The organism is Tabrizicola sp. (assembly GCF_030373185.1).
GTDB lineage: Bacteria > Pseudomonadota > Alphaproteobacteria > Rhodobacterales > Rhodobacteraceae > Tabrizicola.
In genome coordinates this window covers 271,227-287,512 of sequence record NZ_JAUCZH010000003.1, presented here as the reverse complement: position 1 = coordinate 287,512, position 16,286 = coordinate 271,227, and the positions used below count along the sequence as shown (strand labels likewise).

Genomic DNA, 16,286 nt, shown 5'->3' with positions numbered 1-16,286 from the left:
CGGGTGCTTGTGGCCGGTCAGACCCGCATCGGCATGACCACATAGACCGCAGAGGTATCATTTCCTTCGCGCATCAATGTGGGATCAGCCGAGGAGTTGAACAGGAAAACGGCATTCTCCCGGTCCACCTGGCTGGCGATTTCCAGCAGGTATTTCGCGTTGAAGCCAATTTCCAGCCGTTCGTCGGCATAGGCGACGGCAAGTTCTTCCTCGGCTGCGCCGGAATCCGGGGAGTTGACCGACAGGATCAGCCGATCCTCGTCCAGCGACAGTTTCACCGCGCGGGACCGTTCCGAAGACACGGTTGCCACACGGTCCACGGCTTTGGCAAATTCTGACGCGTCCACTTCCAGCCGCTTTGTGTTGCCGGTGGGGATAACGCGGGTGTAATCCGGGAATGTCCCGTCGATGACCTTTGAAGTCAGTGTGATCGCCGGTGTCGCAAAGCGAACTTTCGTTTCGGAAACCGAAACTGCAATCGTGGCGTCATCGTCATCCAGCAGTTTACGCAGCTCCCCTACGGTCTTGCGCGGCACGATCACTCCGGGCATGCCGTCGGCCCCTTCGGGCAGAGGCGCGTCAATGCGGGCTAGGCGGTGGCCATCGGTGGCAACGCAGCGCAAGACCTTGCCGCTTTCACCCTGAGAGACGTGCATATAGACGCCGTTCAGGTAATAGCGGGTTTCCTCAGTCGAGATCGCGAATTTGGCCTTGTCGAACAGCCGCCGCAACTCTGCCGCCTTGGCCGAAAAGTTTGACGAATACTCACTGGTCGCCATGACCGGAAAATCTTCCTTCGGCAATGTGGCAAGGCTGAAGGTCGACCGGCCGGCCGCGATGGTCAGGCGGCCAGCGGCGGCGTCTTCCGTCAGGTTTACCAGCGCGCCATCCGGCAGTTTGCGAATGATTTCATGCAGCATCACGGCTGACACCGTGGTTGCCCCGGGGCGCTCGACCATCGCATGAGCGCGGTCCACAACCTCGATATCCAGGTCGGTCGCCCGGAAGGACACCATCGATCCTTCCGCCTCGATCAGCACATTGGCGAGGATCGGAATGGTATTGCGGCGTTCCACCACCGATTGTGCCTGCGCCAGTGCCTTGAGCAAGACCGCGCGTTCGATGCTGAGCTTCATCTGACTTCCCTCTGCAGACCCCCTGAAGGGACGCCGAATTTACCCGGTTTCCGCCGGATCACAAGCATTTCAAGCGACTGTGCGGAGGTTTCCGGGGGCCGTCAAGGCCACCCCGGCCCTTAGCCCTGCAAGAGACGGCGCAGAAGTTGCAGATCGTCGGAAAGCTGGCTGTCGGTGGACATCAGTTCCTCGATCTTGCGCACGCCATGCATGATGGTTGTGTGATCGCGACCACCAAAGCGCCGACCGATCTCTGGCAGGCTGCGCGGGGTCAGTTGCTTGGCAAGATACATCGCAACTTGGCGCGGCCGCGCGATGTTGCGCAGGCGCTTCGGGCCGATCATGTCAGACAGGCGGATGTTGTAGTGTTCTGCCACTTTCCGCTGGATTTCCTCGATTGACAGCTTGCGGTCAGAAGACCGAAGAATGTCTGCTAGGCAGTCCTGGGCCAAATCCAGGGTGATTTCCCGCCCGACCAGCGACGCAAAGGCAAAAAGCCGGGTCAGCGCACCTTCCAGAATACGAACGTTGGAAGTGATGCGATGTGCCAGAAACTCCAGCACGCCATCGGCCAGCACCAGCCCCCGATATTGCGAGCGGTAATACTCCACCTTCTGCTGAAGGATTCCCAGCCGAAGTTCGTAATCCGTCGGATGCAGATCGACGACAAGGCCACATTGCAGACGCGACTTGATGCGTTCCTCAAGATCCTTGATCTCGCCGGGGGCGCGGTCGGCGGAAATGACAATCTGCTTGTTCTGGTCTACCAGGGCATTGAAAGTATGGAAGAATTCCTCTTGCGTGGAGTCCTTTCCCGCGATGAACTGCACGTCATCTACCATCAGCACATCGACCGACCGGAAAAGCTCCTTGAAATCCATGACCTGTCGTTCGCGCAGCGCCTGCACGAAACGATACATGAATTGCTCGGCAGACAGATAGAGCACCCGCAGCTCGGGGCGGCGCATGTGCAATTCATGCGCGATGGCGTGCATCAGGTGGGTCTTGCCAAGCCCAACCCCGCCATAAAGGAAAAGCGGGTTGAACGTGACCGGCCCGCCTTCAGCCACCCGCCGGGCGGCGGCGTGGGCCAGTTCATTCGGCTTGCCGACGATGAAGCTGTCAAAGGTGAAACGGGTGTCCAAGGGTGCGCCCGGCAGATCTTCGTCCGTAGTCGCGCGGGTCCGCACCGGTCTGGAAGTGGCCTTCTTCACTGCCGGAGCAGCCATTTGCGAAGGTGCGCCCACGGCAAACTCGACACGATCAACCTGCGCACCGGCGCTCGCCAGTTGGGCGCGGATGTGGTCGGCATAGTTGCGCTGGACCCAATCGCCGAAAAATATCGTCGGAACCTCGAACTGGGCGACGCCATTCTTGAACAGCGACAGCTTCAGAGGCTCGATCCAGGTGACATAATTGTTCTTGCCAACGCGTTTGATCAGCTCTTCCCGGACCTGACCCCAAGTTTCGTTCGTCATTCTTCCTGACCTGCCAATATCCCTGAGCCTGCGGAAACGCCGCGGACCGTCCACTGCCTATCCACCGGACGAACCACCCCGACCAAGAGCCGCCGCTGCCTGAGCAACAGGCAATCGGGCAACGCGGTTCTTGCAGGGGACAGAACACAGAGGGCCTGTTGCCAAATTTGCGGCAGCCAGACCATTTGTGACAGGGGCAGCTTGAATGCCGCCTCCAAATCATTGTTCGCAAACAGAAAACTCAGATAACGCGCAGAATGGTTGCGTCTGATCCGTGCAGCAGTTTTCTACCTGCGACCAAGTCTTGTCCCCCAAGACGAAGTGAATCGCAGGGTCACGCTAACAAGCCGTTCGCGGGGTCTGCAACCGAACATCTCGCTTGACAGGGATTCCCTGAAATCGAATCCGAGGGTCGTGCAAATCGGCAACGGAGTGCGCGAAACCTTGTGTCAGACAGCCCGGAAATGCGACAGGGCGCAGCCCTTGCGGCCACGCCCTGTGCATCATCGGAGAATCGGTAAAGCGTCAGGCCTTGACAACGGCCTTCACGCGGGACGCGAGGCGCGAGATCTTGCGCGACACGGTGTTCTTGTGCAGCACGCCTTTCGACACGCCACGCGCAAGCTCCGGCTGAGCGGCCTTCAGAGCGGCAGCGGCGGAATCGGCGTCGCCCGAAGCGATTGCCTCTTCAACCTTGCGCAGGAAGGTGCGGATCCGCGAACGGCGGGCCTTGTTGATGGCATAACGCGCTTCGGACTGACGAGCGCGCTTCTTGGACTGGGCTGTATTGGCCATGGGCTTCCTATGGGTCTTTCAGTGTTTCAAACAGTTTGCACGAAAGACCAAAGGCCCCGACCGATGGTCAGGATTGATTCTTGCCTAAGCGGGCCCACGCGCATGTGGGGCGGCCTATAGGCCAAGGCGGATGAAAAGGAAAGGGCTACTTGTCTCGAAACTGCGGTTGGCGCTTTTCAAGGAAGGCGGCCATGCCTTCTTTCTGATCCTCGGTCGCAAACAGGGCGTGAAACATCCGGCGCTCGAACAAAAGCCCCTCTGCAAGGCTGGTTTCCTGCGCGCGGCTCACACATTCCTTGACCACCATCGCGGTGACGGTCGATTTTTCGACCACCTTCTGCGCGGCCTTCAGCGCCTCTTCGATCAGCGACTTCGCAGGTACGACTCGGGAAACAAGGCCGCAACGTTCGGCCTCGGCGGCGTCCATGAACCGGCCAGTCAGGTGCATGTCCATCGATTTCGACTTGCCCACCGCACGCGTCAGACGCTGGGTGCCGCCCATTCCGGCCACGATGCCAAGGTTGATCTCTGGCTGGCCGAACTTGGCGGTATCGGCGGCGATGATGAAATCGCACAGCATCGCAAGCTCGCACCCGCCGCCAAGGCAATAGCCTGAAACCGCAGCGATGATCGGCTTGCGGGCCTTGGCAATAGCGGTCACCTCGGGGGCGAAAAGATCATCGAAGTACACATCGATGAAGGATTTTTCCGCCATCTCGCGCACATCGGCACCGGCAGCAAAGGCCTTTTCCGACCCCGTGACAACGATGCAGCGCACCTTGTCATTGGCTTCTGCCGCAGTAACGGCAGCGGCCAGTTCCCGCATCAGCGTGGAATTCAGCGCGTTCATGGCGTCAGGGCGATTGAGCCGGATCAGGGTGACATAGTCCTCGATCTCGACGATCAGCGTTTCATAGGCCATGGCAGGCTCCCGCTGTTGCAGTGGCGCAGACTCCTAGCACCAAACAGCAGGATGGCAAGTCACCTCTGGCAATCAGGACACCAGAAGGACGACCGGCCTGACTGAACGGTGCGGGTGATCGTCCCGGTGCAGCCGGGGGTCTCACAAGGCTCACCCTCGCGGTCATAGACTTGGAAATGCTTGGCAAAATAGCCAAGTTCGCCATTGGCCTGCCGGAAATCGCGCAAGGAAGACCCCCCCGCTTCGATTGCCTCGGCCAGAACCTCGCGGATCAGGGGGACAAGGGCGCGGACGGCACCTTCCCCAAGGTCACCCGCCAGTCGAAGCGGGCTGATCCGGGCGCGATACAGGGTTTCGCAGACATAGATATTGCCAAGGCCGGCCACGATCCGCTGATCCAGCAGCGCGGATTTTATCGGCGTTCGGCGGCCTGCCAGCCGGGCGGCAAGGTAGGGCTCGTTGAAATCATTGCCGAAAGGTTCAGGACCAAGCGCGGCAAGAAGCGGATGCGAGCCACCCGTCGGCATCAGATCCATCGCGCCAAAACGGCGGGCGTCGTTGAAGGTGATGCGCGCACCATTGTCCATGTGCAGAACCACATGATCATGCTTTTGCGGCGCGGGGTGGTCGTGGTGAAACTGGCCCAGCATCACCCCGGAAATCAGCATCCTGCCCGACATGCCCAGATGCACCAGAAGCGTCTCGCCACTGTCGAGGTCGGCGAGGATGTATTTCGACCGCCTGCGCAGGGCCGTGATGCGCCGCCCGGTCAGGCGGTCCGCCATCCGGTCCGGCAGAGGCCAGCGCAGATCAGGCCGGTTGACCTCGGCCCGCAGAATCACCGCGCCTTCCAGCACCGGCAGCAGGCCCCTGCGGACGGTTTCAACTTCGGGCAGTTCGGGCATAACCCCCTCATGGACAGTTCGGCGCATTGCGGGCGCGGGTTGGCGGACTATAAGGAGGGGCAAGAGACACGGATCGCAAGCCCCCAAGGACCGCATCCCCGATGATTGACGACCGCACGACCCACTTCGGCTTTCAGGACGTGCCAGAGGCTGAAAAGGCCGGAATGGTGCATGGCGTCTTTTCCCGGGTCGCCTCGAAATACGATGTGATGAACGACCTGATGTCGATGGGCATCCATCGCGTCTGGAAGGACGCGATGATGGATTGGCTTGCGCCCCGGCCCGGCCAGCGCCTTCTGGATGTGGCGGGCGGCACGGGTGATGTGGCTTTTCGCTTCCTGAAACGCGCGCCGGGGGCATCGGCGGTGGTCTGCGACATGACCGAACCGATGCTGATCGAGGGCCGCAAGCGCGCCGAAGCCGAAAAGATGGCCGCAAGCCTTGATTGGGTGGTGGGCGACGCGATGGCGCTGCCGTTCCCGAACGCCAGCTTCGACACCTATACGATTTCCTTCGGGATCAGGAACGTGACCAGGATTCCCGACGCCTTGCGTGAAGCTTACCGGGTGCTGCGCCCCGGCGGGCGGCTGATGGTGCTGGAATTTTCCCACATCCCCAATGACATGATGCAAAAGGCCTATGACCTCTATTCCTTCAACGTGATCCCGGTGATGGGGCAGATCGTGGCAGGTGACCGGGAAAGCTATCAGTATCTGGTCGAATCGATCCGCAAGTTCCCCGATCAGGAAAGTTTTGCCACCATGATCCGCGACGCGGGCTTTGGTCAGGTCAAGTATCGCAACCTGAGCATGGGCATTGCGGCCCTCCATTCTGGCTGGAAACTGTGAGAGGCCCGCATAACATCATCCGGCTGATCCGCACCGGGGCCACGCTGGAGCGCACCGGGGCAATGGATGTGGTGCTGGAGGCGTTCCGCGCCCCCGCCCGCCTGCGCTTTGCCGCCCGGATGCTGGGCTGGCCGTTCAAATGGCTGGGCCTGAAGGGTGATCCGGAGCTGCCGCCAGCCACCCGTGCGCTGACGGCCCTTGGCCCGGCCTACATCAAGTTCGGCCAGATCCTGTCCACCCGGCCCGACATCGTTGGTGAAGAACTGGCGCAGCAACTGAAATATCTTCAGGACAAGTTGCCCCCCTTCCCGACCGCCACCGCGAAAAAGATGATCGAGGCCGAGCTTGAGATGCCGGTTTCCTCAATCTTTTCCGAGTTCTCCGAGCCCGTCGCCGCCGCCTCCATCGCGCAGGTCCATCGCGCGCGACTGGCTGATACAGGCGAGGAAGTGGCGGTCAAGGTTCTGCGCCCCGGCATTGAACGCGCCTTCAGGAAGGATATCGACGCCTTCTATCTTGCCGCCCGCGGGATCGAATTGCTGGCGCCGTTCTCTCGCCGTCTGCGCCCGGTCGACGTGATCACCCATTTCGAGGGCGTGGTCATGGGGGAGTTGGACCTGCGGCTGGAATCCTCGGCCGCTGCCGAATTTGCAGCGAACACGGCGAAGGACGAAGGTTTTCAGGTGCCAAAGACGCACTGGTTCCTGTCGTCACGCAACGTGATGACACTGGGTTGGGCCGAAGGGATTGGCCTGAACGAAAACGGGCTGATCGACGCGCAGGGCCATGACCGCCGGGTGCTGGGTGCGCGGGTTCTGCAACTGTTTTTAAACCACGCGCTGCGCGACGGATTCTTCCACGCCGACATGCATCAGGGCAACCTGAAGATCGCGGCGAATGGCGACATCATCGCCTATGATTTCGGGATCATGGGTCGGATCGACGAATATACCCGCCGCGTCTACGCCGAGATCCTTATGGGCTTCATCCGCAAGGATTATCGCCGGGTGGCCGAGGTGCATTTCGAGGCGGGGTATGTGCCGGCAGACCGGGATATCGACGAGTTTGCCCGCGCCCTTCGCGCCGTTGGCGAGCCGATCTTCGGGATGGACGCCAGCCGGATCAGCATGGCGCGGCTTTTGTCCTATCTGTTCGAGGTGACCGAACGTTTCGGGATGGAAACGCGGACCGAGCTGATCTTGCTGCAACGCACCATGGTCGTGGTCGAAGGCGTGGCGCGATCACTTGATCCGCATATCAACATCTGGGAAGTCGCGCAGCCGATCGTAGAGCGTTACATCAAGGAAACCATTGGGCCAAAGGCCATGCTGCGGGATCTGGTCAAGACGGCGCGGGTTCTGGCGCGGTTCGGACCAAGGCTTCCGGCGCTGGTCGAGGCGCAACTTATCCGCACCGGAAACCCGACACCACCGCCCGCGCAGCCCAGCCGGAGGGGGCTATGGCCGCTGATTGCCCTGATGGTGATTGCAGCCTTCGTTGGTGGGGCTTTGACGGCCGAGATGTTCTGACCATCAGCCTTGCGGCAGCCGCAGGGCAGTAACTGCGCTGGCCGAAACCTCTACCCCGCCGTGCAGAACCAGCTTTGTGCCAGCATCGCCGCCACGCGCCTCAATCACCCGGGCGTAGTGTTCGATTGGCCGGGAATCGATCAGGTTTTCACCCTGCAGGCTTTCAAGCGTCAGGCTGTAGATTCCGCTGGGCAAACGGTTTCCCGCAGCGTCAGCCCCAAGCCACCGATAGGGCGCGGCGGTGGCTGGGAGGTCTTCGCGCGACACGAGGTTGCCCTGCGCATCCCTGACGACAACAACCGCGCCCGTCGCCCCCTGCGCCGGGTTCGGCGAAAGCGTCACCGGATCACCGTCATAGAAAACGGGGGCATTCGACCGCGCCTCCTGCCCGATCCAGCTGGCCATTTCCGCCATGCCCATCTGTTGAAACCGGGCCTGCATGTCGGAAAGAAGCTGATTGGTCCGAACCTGCTGCTCCACCCCGGAAAAAGTGGCCAGTTGCACCGCATAATCTGTCGAATCGATCGGGTTAAGCGGATCCTGGTTCTGCATCTGGACTGTCAGCATGCGAAGGAAGGTATTGAAATCGGATGTGATCTTGGTCCCTTGGCCGGTGGTGGATGCGGCTGATGCCGAACTGGCCGAAAAGGTGGCGGCGGAGACGGTCATGTTTTCCTCAAAGCCTGAGATCAAGGGAACGGCCAGTGGAAAGCCGCAAGGGATGGGCAACCGGATCAGGGTCGATCATGTCTGCAAGCGCCGCCTCGGTCGGAGCGGTCGGGGATGTGTCAGGGTTGTCGCGCTGGCCAGGCCCCGATTGGCCAAAGCCGATATCCACGCCCGAATACCCCGCCGCCCGCAGCGCATCGGCCAGTTGGTCCGCATGGCGCCGGAACAGATCAAGTGTTTCCTGCCGGTCGAAGTTGAGCATCACGACCATCCGGTCGGGATTCTGGGCATCGGCCTGCAAAGTGACGCGGACCTGGCCCAGCTCGTCCGGAGAAAGGGAAATTTCGGTCACCCCACTGCCGCTGTGAACCAGCGTTTCCACCAGCCGGGCAGCAAGTTGTGGCACAGGAGGCTGGGCCGAAACAGATGGCGCCCCTGTCCCTGCCCCAGGACCAGATGCCGACCCTGCGCCAGGACCGGACAACAGCCCGGACTCGCCAGCCACATCGACGAAAACCAGTTCAGGCGATGTAGCGGCGCCCGCATGCGCCAGGTCCAAGCCGACCCCAGCAGGCGTGAGCGCATTTCCCATCAGATCGGCGATGGTTGGCCCGGCATTTCCCGCCGAGACGGTCCTGTCATCCTTGGCCAACGGACCTTTTGGCCCATTTGACCAGTCTTCGCCAAGATACTCCCCCTGCCAAAGACGATTGTTACCTTGGGCGTGCTGTGCCTCAAGATCTGGCCCCAGCCGCGCCAAATGAACCGGCGCGGCAATGGCGAGGCCAGTCATCCAAGCCGGATCAGCGACGCCCGCCTTGGCCTGCGCCCCGTCCTGAAGGCCAGACTGCGGAACAACGGCAGGCTCGGGCGCGACGATCTTGAACACGACCCCGCCATCCGCCATGGCTGATGCCCCCCCCGGCATCGAGCTGGATGAGCCGTTTGCCAGAGCGGAAGGGAGTAACGGCCCGATGCGCGCAGAATCCGGTGGCAGCGCCGAACGTTCACTTGCATCGAGGCCCGCTTGCCCGACTTGGATATCTGGCAGATCTTCAGTGATTTCAGGCACCGCCCCGATACCACCAGAGTCCGCATGCGAAAAGTCGGCCAGGTTCACGCCACTTGGATTTTCCACCCGCAGGGTCGCAAGACTGGCCGGAAAGTCCGTCCAGGGTGCCAGAACAGGGTCGCCATCCGCAGGGCTGCTTTGCGCGGGATCGTCCTGCGCCCCATTTGCATCAGGGTCGGGAAGATGCGCCGAAAACGCCCCGAATCCCGGTGTGTCATTTGCAGATCCCGATCCAGTCGGCACTAGGGCCGATGAACCGGTTGGAAAGAGGGGTACGAACTGTGTCTGCATGTTCCTACGACTTCTGCCGCTGATCAGCCATTTATCGGCAAAAGAAGTTACCCATTCTTTACCCCCATCGCGGATCTTCGGGAAAATCCGATCTATCAGGAGCCTTCGCATGGACACAGCTACCGTTTCGGCCTTGCCCGCTGCGCCACCGTCCCGGCGCGACCTCTTGATGTCCAGGGCTCAGGAACTTGAGGCCGCCTTTCTGGCCGAAATGCTTGCCCATTCCGGCCTTGGGGAAATGCAAGGGGCCTTTGGTGGTGGCCAGGGCGAGGCGCAGTTCACCTCGTTCCTGCGGCAGGAACAGGCGCGGCTGATTGTCAACAAGGGCGGGATCGGACTTGCGGAACTGATATTCAAGGCCATGGCAGAGGTGGAAAATGTCAGTGTTTCTTGAAGATTTGCTGGACCAGACCCGGGATGCGGTGCTTGCGGGTGACATTGCCAGTCTGGCCAGACTTGCCCCGCAGGTCGAGGCGGTGGTCAACGGCCTGCCACAGCTTGATGCTAAGACAGCTGAAGGTCTGCGCGAGAAGGCCAAGCGAAACGTCAAGCTGATCAAGGCGGCATCGCGTGGTGTGCGGGCGGCACAGGCCCGGATGGTCGAGATCACGTCCGGCCCGACCCTGACAACCTATGATGCCCTGGGTCGCAAGAAGGCCATCGCGCCCTTGTCACAGCTTGCGGCAAGACGCTTCTGAGTTGCTTCAAATCCAAGGAATTTCCGGCAAGCCGATTAGGGATTGATTAGAACCTTCGGCCCTCAAATGAGAGCGCGCCTCATGAAGGGGCGGCACCTTCGGAACATCCGGCGGTATCGGACAGAACGCCCATCCTGCCACGCATATGTGGTCTTTCCAGCCGTGAAATCAGCGGCCTTTTGCCAAGGATAAAAAGATGTCGTCGATCCTGACCAACACCAGTGCGATGGTTGCCCTCCAGACGATGAAGGGCATCAACGCCAACCTGAACAAGACCCAGTCGGATATTTCCACCGGGAAAAGCGTCGCCTCGGCCAAGGACAATGCAGCCGTATGGGCGATTTCCAAAGTGATGGAATCCGATGTGCAAGGCTTCAAGGGCATTTCAGACAGCCTCGCCGTCGGCAATGCCACCCTGACCGTTGCCCGTCAGGCCTCGGAAACGGTCACGAAGCTCCTGACCGAGATGAAGGGCAAGATTGTTGCCGCCCAGGCCGACAACGTCGACAGGGGCAAGATCCAGACCGATGTCACTGCCCTTCGCAGCCAGATCGAATCAGTCGTGGGGGCCGCACAGTTCAACGGCCTCAACCTTGTGGACGGGTCGCAGACGACCGTGAACGTGCTGTCCTCGCTTGACCGTTCGCCTTCGGGCGTGACGTCTTCGAACATCGCGGTCACGTCGCAGAACCTGTCGACAACGGCGGGTGCAGCCCTTACGGCAGGTGGCGGCACGCTGGGCGGCACGTCTGGCACGGCGCCCGATCTTACCGTGGTCACCGGCACTCCCGCCACGCTTGGAACCTTTGCCTTCCAGGGTGGCGCTGGCGCGCTGGCTTCGAACGATCCGGCGGCCGCGCCCGCAACTCTCACTGCATTGATTGCCGGCGATTCCATTGAGCTGAGCGTCGGCTCCACCACGGGCCGCTATGTGGTGCAGGAAGGTGATACCGCGGATGCGCTGGTCGCCGGGCTCAAGAATTCGCTGACAACGAATGGCCTTTCCGACACCGACTTCACCCTGTCGCTCACCGCCGGAACGCTTTCGGTGGCCAACAACACCAACCAGGCGGCGGCGATTTCGACTTCGGCAACGCGCGGCACGGGTGGGTTGGCCGGGCTGACCACGATCAACGTGGTCACCGATCCGACGACCGCGCTTTCGGCCATCGAGGGCATGCTGCAAACCTCGATCGACGCGGCGGCCAGTTTCGGTTCCTCGCAGAAGCGGATCGACATCCAAAGCGAATTCGTCGGCCAGCTGACCGATTCGCTCAAGACCGGGATCGGTGTGCTTGTCGATACCGACATGGAAGAAGCCTCGGCCAGGTTGCAGGCGTTGCAGGTTCAGCAGCAGCTTGCGACACAGGCGCTGTCCATCGCCAACCAGCAGCCGCAGGGCCTTCTGTCACTGTTCCGGTAATCCTGACGGGCCGCGGGCAGATGTCCGCGGCCCAAATCACCCCAAGCCCTGAACAGATGGACCGCCGATGACCTATCAAGCCCCAATCGCCTACACCCAGCGAGAGACGCCGGCCCGCTCCTTGCGCGCGATCGAATACGATCTGGTCGCCCAGGTGACGCAGAGGTTGCGGAGCGCCTGGGCAAACCGCAGCACGGATTACCCCGGCCTTGTCAGCGCCCTGATCGACAACCAGCAGCTATGGTCAACGCTGGCAGCAGACGTGGCCACTCCCGGCAACGGACTGCCCGACACGCTGCGGGCCAGACTCTTTCACCTGTACGAGTTCACGGCCCGGCACAGCCGCGCCGTGCTTGACGACAAGGCCAGCGTAGATGTCCTGACCGACATCAACACTGCCATCATGCGGGGTCTGCGTGGCGAAGGGGGTCCGGCATGAGCGGGCTAGTCCTGAAACTCGGCCCGCACGAAAGGGTGCTGATCAACGGCGCCGTGATCGAGAACGGCGAACGCCGCTCGCGGCTTGCCATCATGACCCCCAACGCCAATATCCTGCGCCTGCGCGACGCCATCCACCCCGAGGAATGCAATACTCCGGTTCGTCGTGTCTGTTACATTGCCCAACTTGTCCTGACCGGCGATGCCGATGCCGCTGACATGCGGATGCAACTTTTGCGCGGGATCGAGCAGCTCAGCCAGGTTCTGACAGACCATGACAGCCGCGCCCAACTGGCAGTCGCAAGCCGCGCGGTGATGGAAGAACAGCACTATCAGGTGCTGAAGGCGCTTCGGAACCTCTTGCCAAGGGAAGAGCGGCTCTTCGCCGCCGGACGCGCATGAGCTTTCAGCCGGCATTACCGTTGACCGGCTATGTCGGCTGGGGGTTTCTCAAGCGTACCATGGCGCGACAACAGACCATTCAGCAGGCCACCCCGGTACAACAGCGCGACGAAGCCTATTTTCGCACGCGTATCGGCAAGGTGGATACGGCTGCCCAACTGGTTTCAGACAAGCGGCTGCTGCGAATTGCTCTCACAGCTTTCGGACTGGAAGGCGACATCAACAGCAAGGCCTTCATCCAGAAAATCCTGGAAGGTGGCACGCTAAAGGAAGGGGCTCTGGCCAACAAACTTGCCGACAAGCAGTATCAGAAATTCTCTGCTGCCTTCGGTTTTGGCGACTATGCGGTTCCGCGCACCAAGATCTCGACCTTTCCCGATGAAATCCTCACCCAGTTTCGCGCCCGCAGCTTTGAAACTGCTGTCGGCAATCAAAGCAATACATACCGCCTGGCCCTCAATGCGGAACGGGAGATCCCCATCCTCGCTGCACGCGGCACCAGCGAATCGGCGAAGTGGTTCGCCATCCTTGGCAATCCTCCGATGCGAGAGGTGGTGCAGACGGCGCTTGGACTGCCCAAGAGTTTTGCCACGATCGACCTTGATCAACAGGTGTCCGTCCTGAAAACAAGGACCGAGGCGGCCTTCGGCGAGGCCAGTGTCAGCCAGTTTTCGGATCCGGCCAAGATGGAGGCATTGGTGCGCCGTTTTGTCCTGCGCTCAGAGTTGCAGGCCGAGGGCATGGGCAGTTCGCCCGCGGCAATTGCGCTGCAACTCTTGCGACGCTGACCATCGCAGTTGGAACTGGCGGCCTGCTTGCCGCAGCTGGGCAGCCAGTTCCTTCTGGCCGCATACCAGATTTTCGGAGACGGATATCCACTGCTGGGCCAATCCTACCTTGCGCCTGCGCCCGGTTTGCCGAAAGGCCCAGCCTCAATCATCTAGGCAGGCCCGCAGGTTTTGAAAGCTGCCTTCCACCCCGGTCAGGGGCGCATCTTCGGCCAGAAAGGCATCGAGAGCAGGCCAATGCCGGATTGCACGGTCAATCTCTGGATCAGAGCCCCCGGCATAAAGCCCGGCCTGGATCATCAATTCCACCCGATCATAGGCCCCAAGCAGCCGCCGGGCCGCGCTGATCAGCGCGTTTTCATCGTCACTCGCGGCCTCTGGCAACGACCGCGACACTGACCGCAGCAGGTCAATCGCCGGAAAGCGTCCACGCTCGGCGATGCGGCGGTCCAACACCACATGGCCATCAAGAACCCCGCGCAAGATATCGGCTACGGGTTCATCCATGTCAGACCCCGCAACAAGCACCGAGAAGACCGCCGTTATATCGCCGGCCCCTTCTGGCCCGGGTCCGGCACGTTCGGCCAGTCCGGTGATCGCCTGGGTCAAGGAAGGGGGGTAGCCACGCAGCGACGCCTCCTCACCGCCTGCCAGCGCCACCTCACGATGCGCCTCGGCGAACCGGGTTACAGAGTCGACCAGCAACAAGACATGCAACCCCTGATCCCGGAAATGTTCGGCCACTGCCATCGCGGTCAACGCGCAGGTTCGCCGCATCAGGGGCGATTGGTCCGATGTGGCCGTGACCACGATGCTGCGCGCCATGCCGGCGGGGCCAAGGACGCGTTCGGTAAATTCGCGCAGCTCGCGGCCACGTTCACCGACCAGCGCGATGATGACGACATCGGCCTCCACCCCTTGGGCAAACCGCGCCAGAAGCGAGGATTTTCCAACGCCAGACCCGGCAAAAAGCCCGGTCCGCTGGCCGCGCACCAGTGGAAGCAACGTATCGAAGACTGCAAGGCCAGTGCCAAGCCGCGCCCCAAGACGGCGACGCGTCGCAGCCGCCGGGGCCGCCGCACGCAAGGCACGCGGACGGGCGCCGCGTAAAAGCGACCGCCCGTCAAGCGGCTGCCCTGCCGCACTGATCACCCGGCCGACCCAGCTGTTGTCGGGCGCAATCTCTGCCCGGCCCAGAAGCTCGACCCGGTCGTTGATCGCCATGCCGTCGCCCGAGGCATCCGGCAGCACCGAACAGCGCCCTGGCCGAAGCCGCAGAACTTCGCCCCCGGCGGTGCCGTCGCGGCTGTGGATCAAAACCCGGTCACCGATGGTAGCGGCATCCAGCCCCGCCACTTCGGCAAGCCCACGACGGGTTTCCACGACCCGCCCAACCCGGCGAACCGGGGCCGCGCCTGCAATTTCCGCCAGCAGGCCTTCGAAAAGTCCAGTCATGGGATTCTCCCTTTGTTCGCCGCTTACCCTTTCTAAAGGAATCACCCTTAAGCCTTGGTGAAGTTGGTCGAGGGAGAAGCCCCGATGTTTGAAAAGCTGGAACTTACCCGGATGGCGCAGGCACTTGCCGCGCATTCCGGCGCACGGATGGGCGTAATCGCCCGCAACGTCGCCCATGCCGATACACCTGGCTACAAGGCGCAGGATCTGCCCGCCTTCGCCACGGTTTTCGCTGAAGGCGGTGACATGCGGGCAACCCGTCCGGGCCACCTGAACGTCGCCTCAAATGGGGCAGCGCTGGTGCCTGAACGCGCGCCGGGCCGTGAATCACCGAACGGCAACACCGTCTCGCTTGAGGGGGAGATGGTGAAATCGGTTGAGGCGCGGCAAGGCCATGAAATGGCGCTGGCCGTCTATCGCGCCACCTCGGACGTTGTGCGCGCCAGCCTTGGCCGGTCACGGTAGGGGGCGTAGATGAGCAACGATCTGATCAGCTCGCTTTCCTTCGCCGCCTCCGGGATGGAAGCACAGGCAATGCGGCTGCGCCATGTGTCCGAGAATATCGCAAATGCCGACACCCCCGGATATCATCGCAAGGTCATGACCTTCGATCAGGCGATGGAAACCGGTCTGGTCGAACCCGGACGCGTGCTCCTTGACCGCAGCGAACTTGCCAAGATCTACGACCCCGGCCACCCGCTGGCCGATGATACCGGTCACTACGACGGCTCGAATGTCGATCTGGTGATCGAAATCGCTGACGCGCGCGAAGCGCAGCGCAGCTATGAGGCGAACCTTCGGATGTTCGATCAGACCCGTCAGATGACGCAAAGTCTGTTTGACCTTCTGCGCCGATAGGGGAGATCCAGAATGGACGTGAAAGCCTCTGTAGTCAGTCAGGCCTATGCCAATGCCCGCACCGCCGCCGCCCCCCAGCCAAAGGCCGACGGGGCGGCAGAGGGGTTCGCCAAACTGGCGGGAAACTTCCTGGGCGCCCTGCAAGATCATGAGACGACAGCCCGTTCCGCGATGTCGGGTGGCGCTGATCCGCATGCCCTGGTTCAGGCGCTGGCCTCGTCGCAGATGGCGGTAGAGACGGTGGCCACCGTGCGTGACCGGGTGGTCGAGGCCTATCAGGAAATCCTGAGGATGCCGGTATGACCAGCGGTATGACCGAGGCGATGATCTTTGACGTGATGCGCCAAGGTCTGTGGGTTTCGGTCCTGATCTCGGCACCATTGCTGACCGTGGCCTTGGTCGCGGGCGTGGTGGTGGGGCTGTTTCAGGCGCTGACCTCGATTCAGGAAATGACCCTGACCTTCGTGCCAAAGGCCGCGCTGATGCTGGTGGTTTTCTGGGCCTCGATGAGCTTCATGACCTCGACGCTTGTCGCCTTCTTTGCCGACACGATCATTCCCCAGATCGCAGGGGGCTAAG

Annotated in this window: 20 protein-coding genes; 12 read left to right on the top strand and 8 right to left on the bottom strand. The window is 61.6% G+C overall.

Annotated elements, in window-relative coordinates; translation table 11 throughout:
* Positions 1-17: 17 nt before the first annotated feature.
* The 5 genes from dnaN to mutM all read right to left on the bottom strand — a co-directional run bounded on the left by dnaN (position 18) and on the right by mutM (position 5,236).
* A complete protein-coding gene (dnaN, locus tag QUV21_RS08040) occupies positions 18-1,136 on the bottom strand; it encodes a DNA polymerase III subunit beta (protein WP_300854111.1) in 1,119 nt (372 codons plus the stop codon).
* Between the two features lie 119 nt (positions 1,137-1,255).
* On the bottom strand, positions 1,256-2,614 hold the full coding sequence (gene dnaA, locus QUV21_RS08035) for a chromosomal replication initiator protein DnaA (RefSeq protein WP_300854110.1): 1,359 nt from the start codon (positions 2,612-2,614) through the stop codon (positions 1,256-1,258).
* Positions 2,615-3,139: 525 nt separating this feature from the next.
* The gene (rpsT, locus tag QUV21_RS08030) at positions 3,140-3,409 is read right to left on the bottom strand and encodes a 30S ribosomal protein S20 (RefSeq protein ID WP_300854108.1); all 270 of its coding nucleotides are present in this window, start codon (positions 3,407-3,409) and stop codon (positions 3,140-3,142) included.
* A gap of 145 nt (positions 3,410-3,554) precedes the next feature.
* A complete protein-coding gene (locus QUV21_RS08025) occupies positions 3,555-4,331 on the bottom strand; it encodes an enoyl-CoA hydratase (protein WP_300854107.1) in 777 nt (258 codons plus the stop codon).
* Positions 4,332-4,390: 59 nt separating this feature from the next.
* Positions 4,391-5,236 carry a bifunctional DNA-formamidopyrimidine glycosylase/DNA-(apurinic or apyrimidinic site) lyase gene (mutM, locus tag QUV21_RS08020; protein ID WP_300854105.1) on the bottom strand — a complete coding sequence of 282 codons (846 nt, stop codon included), beginning with the start codon at positions 5,234-5,236 and terminating at the stop codon, positions 4,391-4,393.
* Between the two features lie 101 nt (positions 5,237-5,337).
* On the opposite strand from mutM, the gene ubiE reads away from it, so the two are divergent.
* Both ubiE and ubiB read left to right on the top strand, forming a co-directional pair.
* Positions 5,338-6,084 (top strand): bifunctional demethylmenaquinone methyltransferase/2-methoxy-6-polyprenyl-1,4-benzoquinol methylase UbiE, encoded by a 747-nt coding sequence (gene ubiE / locus QUV21_RS08015; protein ID WP_300854104.1) that lies wholly within the window; start codon positions 5,338-5,340, stop codon positions 6,082-6,084.
* Positions 6,081-7,613, top strand: a complete 1,533-nt coding sequence (ubiB, locus tag QUV21_RS08010) for a 2-polyprenylphenol 6-hydroxylase (protein ID WP_300854103.1) — start codon at positions 6,081-6,083, stop codon at positions 7,611-7,613. The genes ubiE and ubiB overlap by 4 nt, the downstream gene beginning before the upstream one ends.
* Before the next feature lie 3 nt (positions 7,614-7,616).
* Here ubiB and QUV21_RS08005 read toward each other — a convergent pair whose 3' ends face one another.
* Positions 7,617-8,282, bottom strand: a complete 666-nt coding sequence (locus QUV21_RS08005) for a flagellar hook capping FlgD N-terminal domain-containing protein (protein WP_300854102.1) — start codon at positions 8,280-8,282, stop codon at positions 7,617-7,619.
* 7 nt (positions 8,283-8,289) lie between these two features.
* On the bottom strand, positions 8,290-9,189 hold the full coding sequence (locus tag QUV21_RS08000; RefSeq protein ID WP_300854101.1) for a flagellar hook-length control protein FliK: 900 nt from the start codon (positions 9,187-9,189) through the stop codon (positions 8,290-8,292).
* A 625-nt stretch (positions 9,190-9,814) separates the two neighbouring features.
* Between QUV21_RS08000 and QUV21_RS07995 the strand changes: the two genes are divergently transcribed.
* The 6 genes from QUV21_RS07995 (at position 9,815) to QUV21_RS07970 (ending at position 13,394) form a co-directional block, all read left to right on the top strand.
* Positions 9,815-10,039 carry a rod-binding protein gene (locus QUV21_RS07995; RefSeq protein ID WP_300854173.1) on the top strand — a complete coding sequence of 75 codons (225 nt, stop codon included), beginning with the start codon at positions 9,815-9,817 and terminating at the stop codon, positions 10,037-10,039.
* Positions 10,023-10,343: a hypothetical protein gene (locus QUV21_RS07990; protein WP_300854100.1), complete on the top strand. Its 321-nt coding sequence runs from the start codon at positions 10,023-10,025 to the stop codon at positions 10,341-10,343. The genes QUV21_RS07995 and QUV21_RS07990 overlap by 17 nt, the downstream gene beginning before the upstream one ends.
* A gap of 196 nt (positions 10,344-10,539) precedes the next feature.
* Positions 10,540-11,766, top strand: a complete 1,227-nt coding sequence (locus QUV21_RS07985) for a flagellin (RefSeq protein ID WP_300854099.1) — start codon at positions 10,540-10,542, stop codon at positions 11,764-11,766.
* A gap of 67 nt (positions 11,767-11,833) precedes the next feature.
* Positions 11,834-12,205, top strand: coding sequence for a flagellar biosynthesis regulator FlaF (gene flaF / locus QUV21_RS07980; RefSeq protein ID WP_300854098.1), 372 nt, complete (start codon positions 11,834-11,836; stop codon positions 12,203-12,205).
* Positions 12,202-12,606, top strand: a complete 405-nt coding sequence (gene flbT / locus QUV21_RS07975; protein ID WP_300854097.1) for a flagellar biosynthesis repressor FlbT — start codon at positions 12,202-12,204, stop codon at positions 12,604-12,606. Before flaF ends, flbT begins: the two co-directional genes overlap by 4 nt.
* Entirely contained in the window at positions 12,603-13,394 is a 792-nt protein-coding gene (locus QUV21_RS07970) for a DUF1217 domain-containing protein (protein ID WP_300854096.1), read from the top strand. Before flbT ends, QUV21_RS07970 begins: the two co-directional genes overlap by 4 nt.
* Before the next feature lie 144 nt (positions 13,395-13,538).
* Here the strand turns inward: QUV21_RS07970 and QUV21_RS07965 are convergent, their stop codons facing one another.
* Positions 13,539-14,849 carry a FliI/YscN family ATPase gene (locus tag QUV21_RS07965; protein WP_300854095.1) on the bottom strand — a complete coding sequence of 437 codons (1,311 nt, stop codon included), beginning with the start codon at positions 14,847-14,849 and terminating at the stop codon, positions 13,539-13,541.
* An 84-nt stretch (positions 14,850-14,933) separates the two neighbouring features.
* On the opposite strand from QUV21_RS07965, the gene QUV21_RS07960 reads away from it, so the two are divergent.
* The 4 genes from QUV21_RS07960 to QUV21_RS07945 are packed head-to-tail and all read left to right on the top strand — an operon-like array spanning position 14,934 to position 16,285.
* Positions 14,934-15,314 (top strand): FlgB family protein, encoded by a 381-nt coding sequence (locus QUV21_RS07960; RefSeq protein ID WP_300854094.1) that lies wholly within the window; start codon positions 14,934-14,936, stop codon positions 15,312-15,314.
* Positions 15,315-15,323: 9 nt separating this feature from the next.
* Positions 15,324-15,707 carry a flagellar basal body rod protein FlgC gene (gene flgC, locus QUV21_RS07955; RefSeq protein ID WP_300854093.1) on the top strand — a complete coding sequence of 128 codons (384 nt, stop codon included), beginning with the start codon at positions 15,324-15,326 and terminating at the stop codon, positions 15,705-15,707.
* Between the two features lie 12 nt (positions 15,708-15,719).
* A complete protein-coding gene (gene fliE, locus QUV21_RS07950) occupies positions 15,720-16,010 on the top strand; it encodes a flagellar hook-basal body complex protein FliE (protein ID WP_300854092.1) in 291 nt (96 codons plus the stop codon).
* Positions 16,011-16,018: 8 nt separating this feature from the next.
* Positions 16,019-16,285, top strand: a complete 267-nt coding sequence (locus tag QUV21_RS07945) for a flagellar biosynthetic protein FliQ (RefSeq protein WP_300854172.1) — start codon at positions 16,019-16,021, stop codon at positions 16,283-16,285.
* Position 16,286 lies beyond the last annotated feature (1 nt).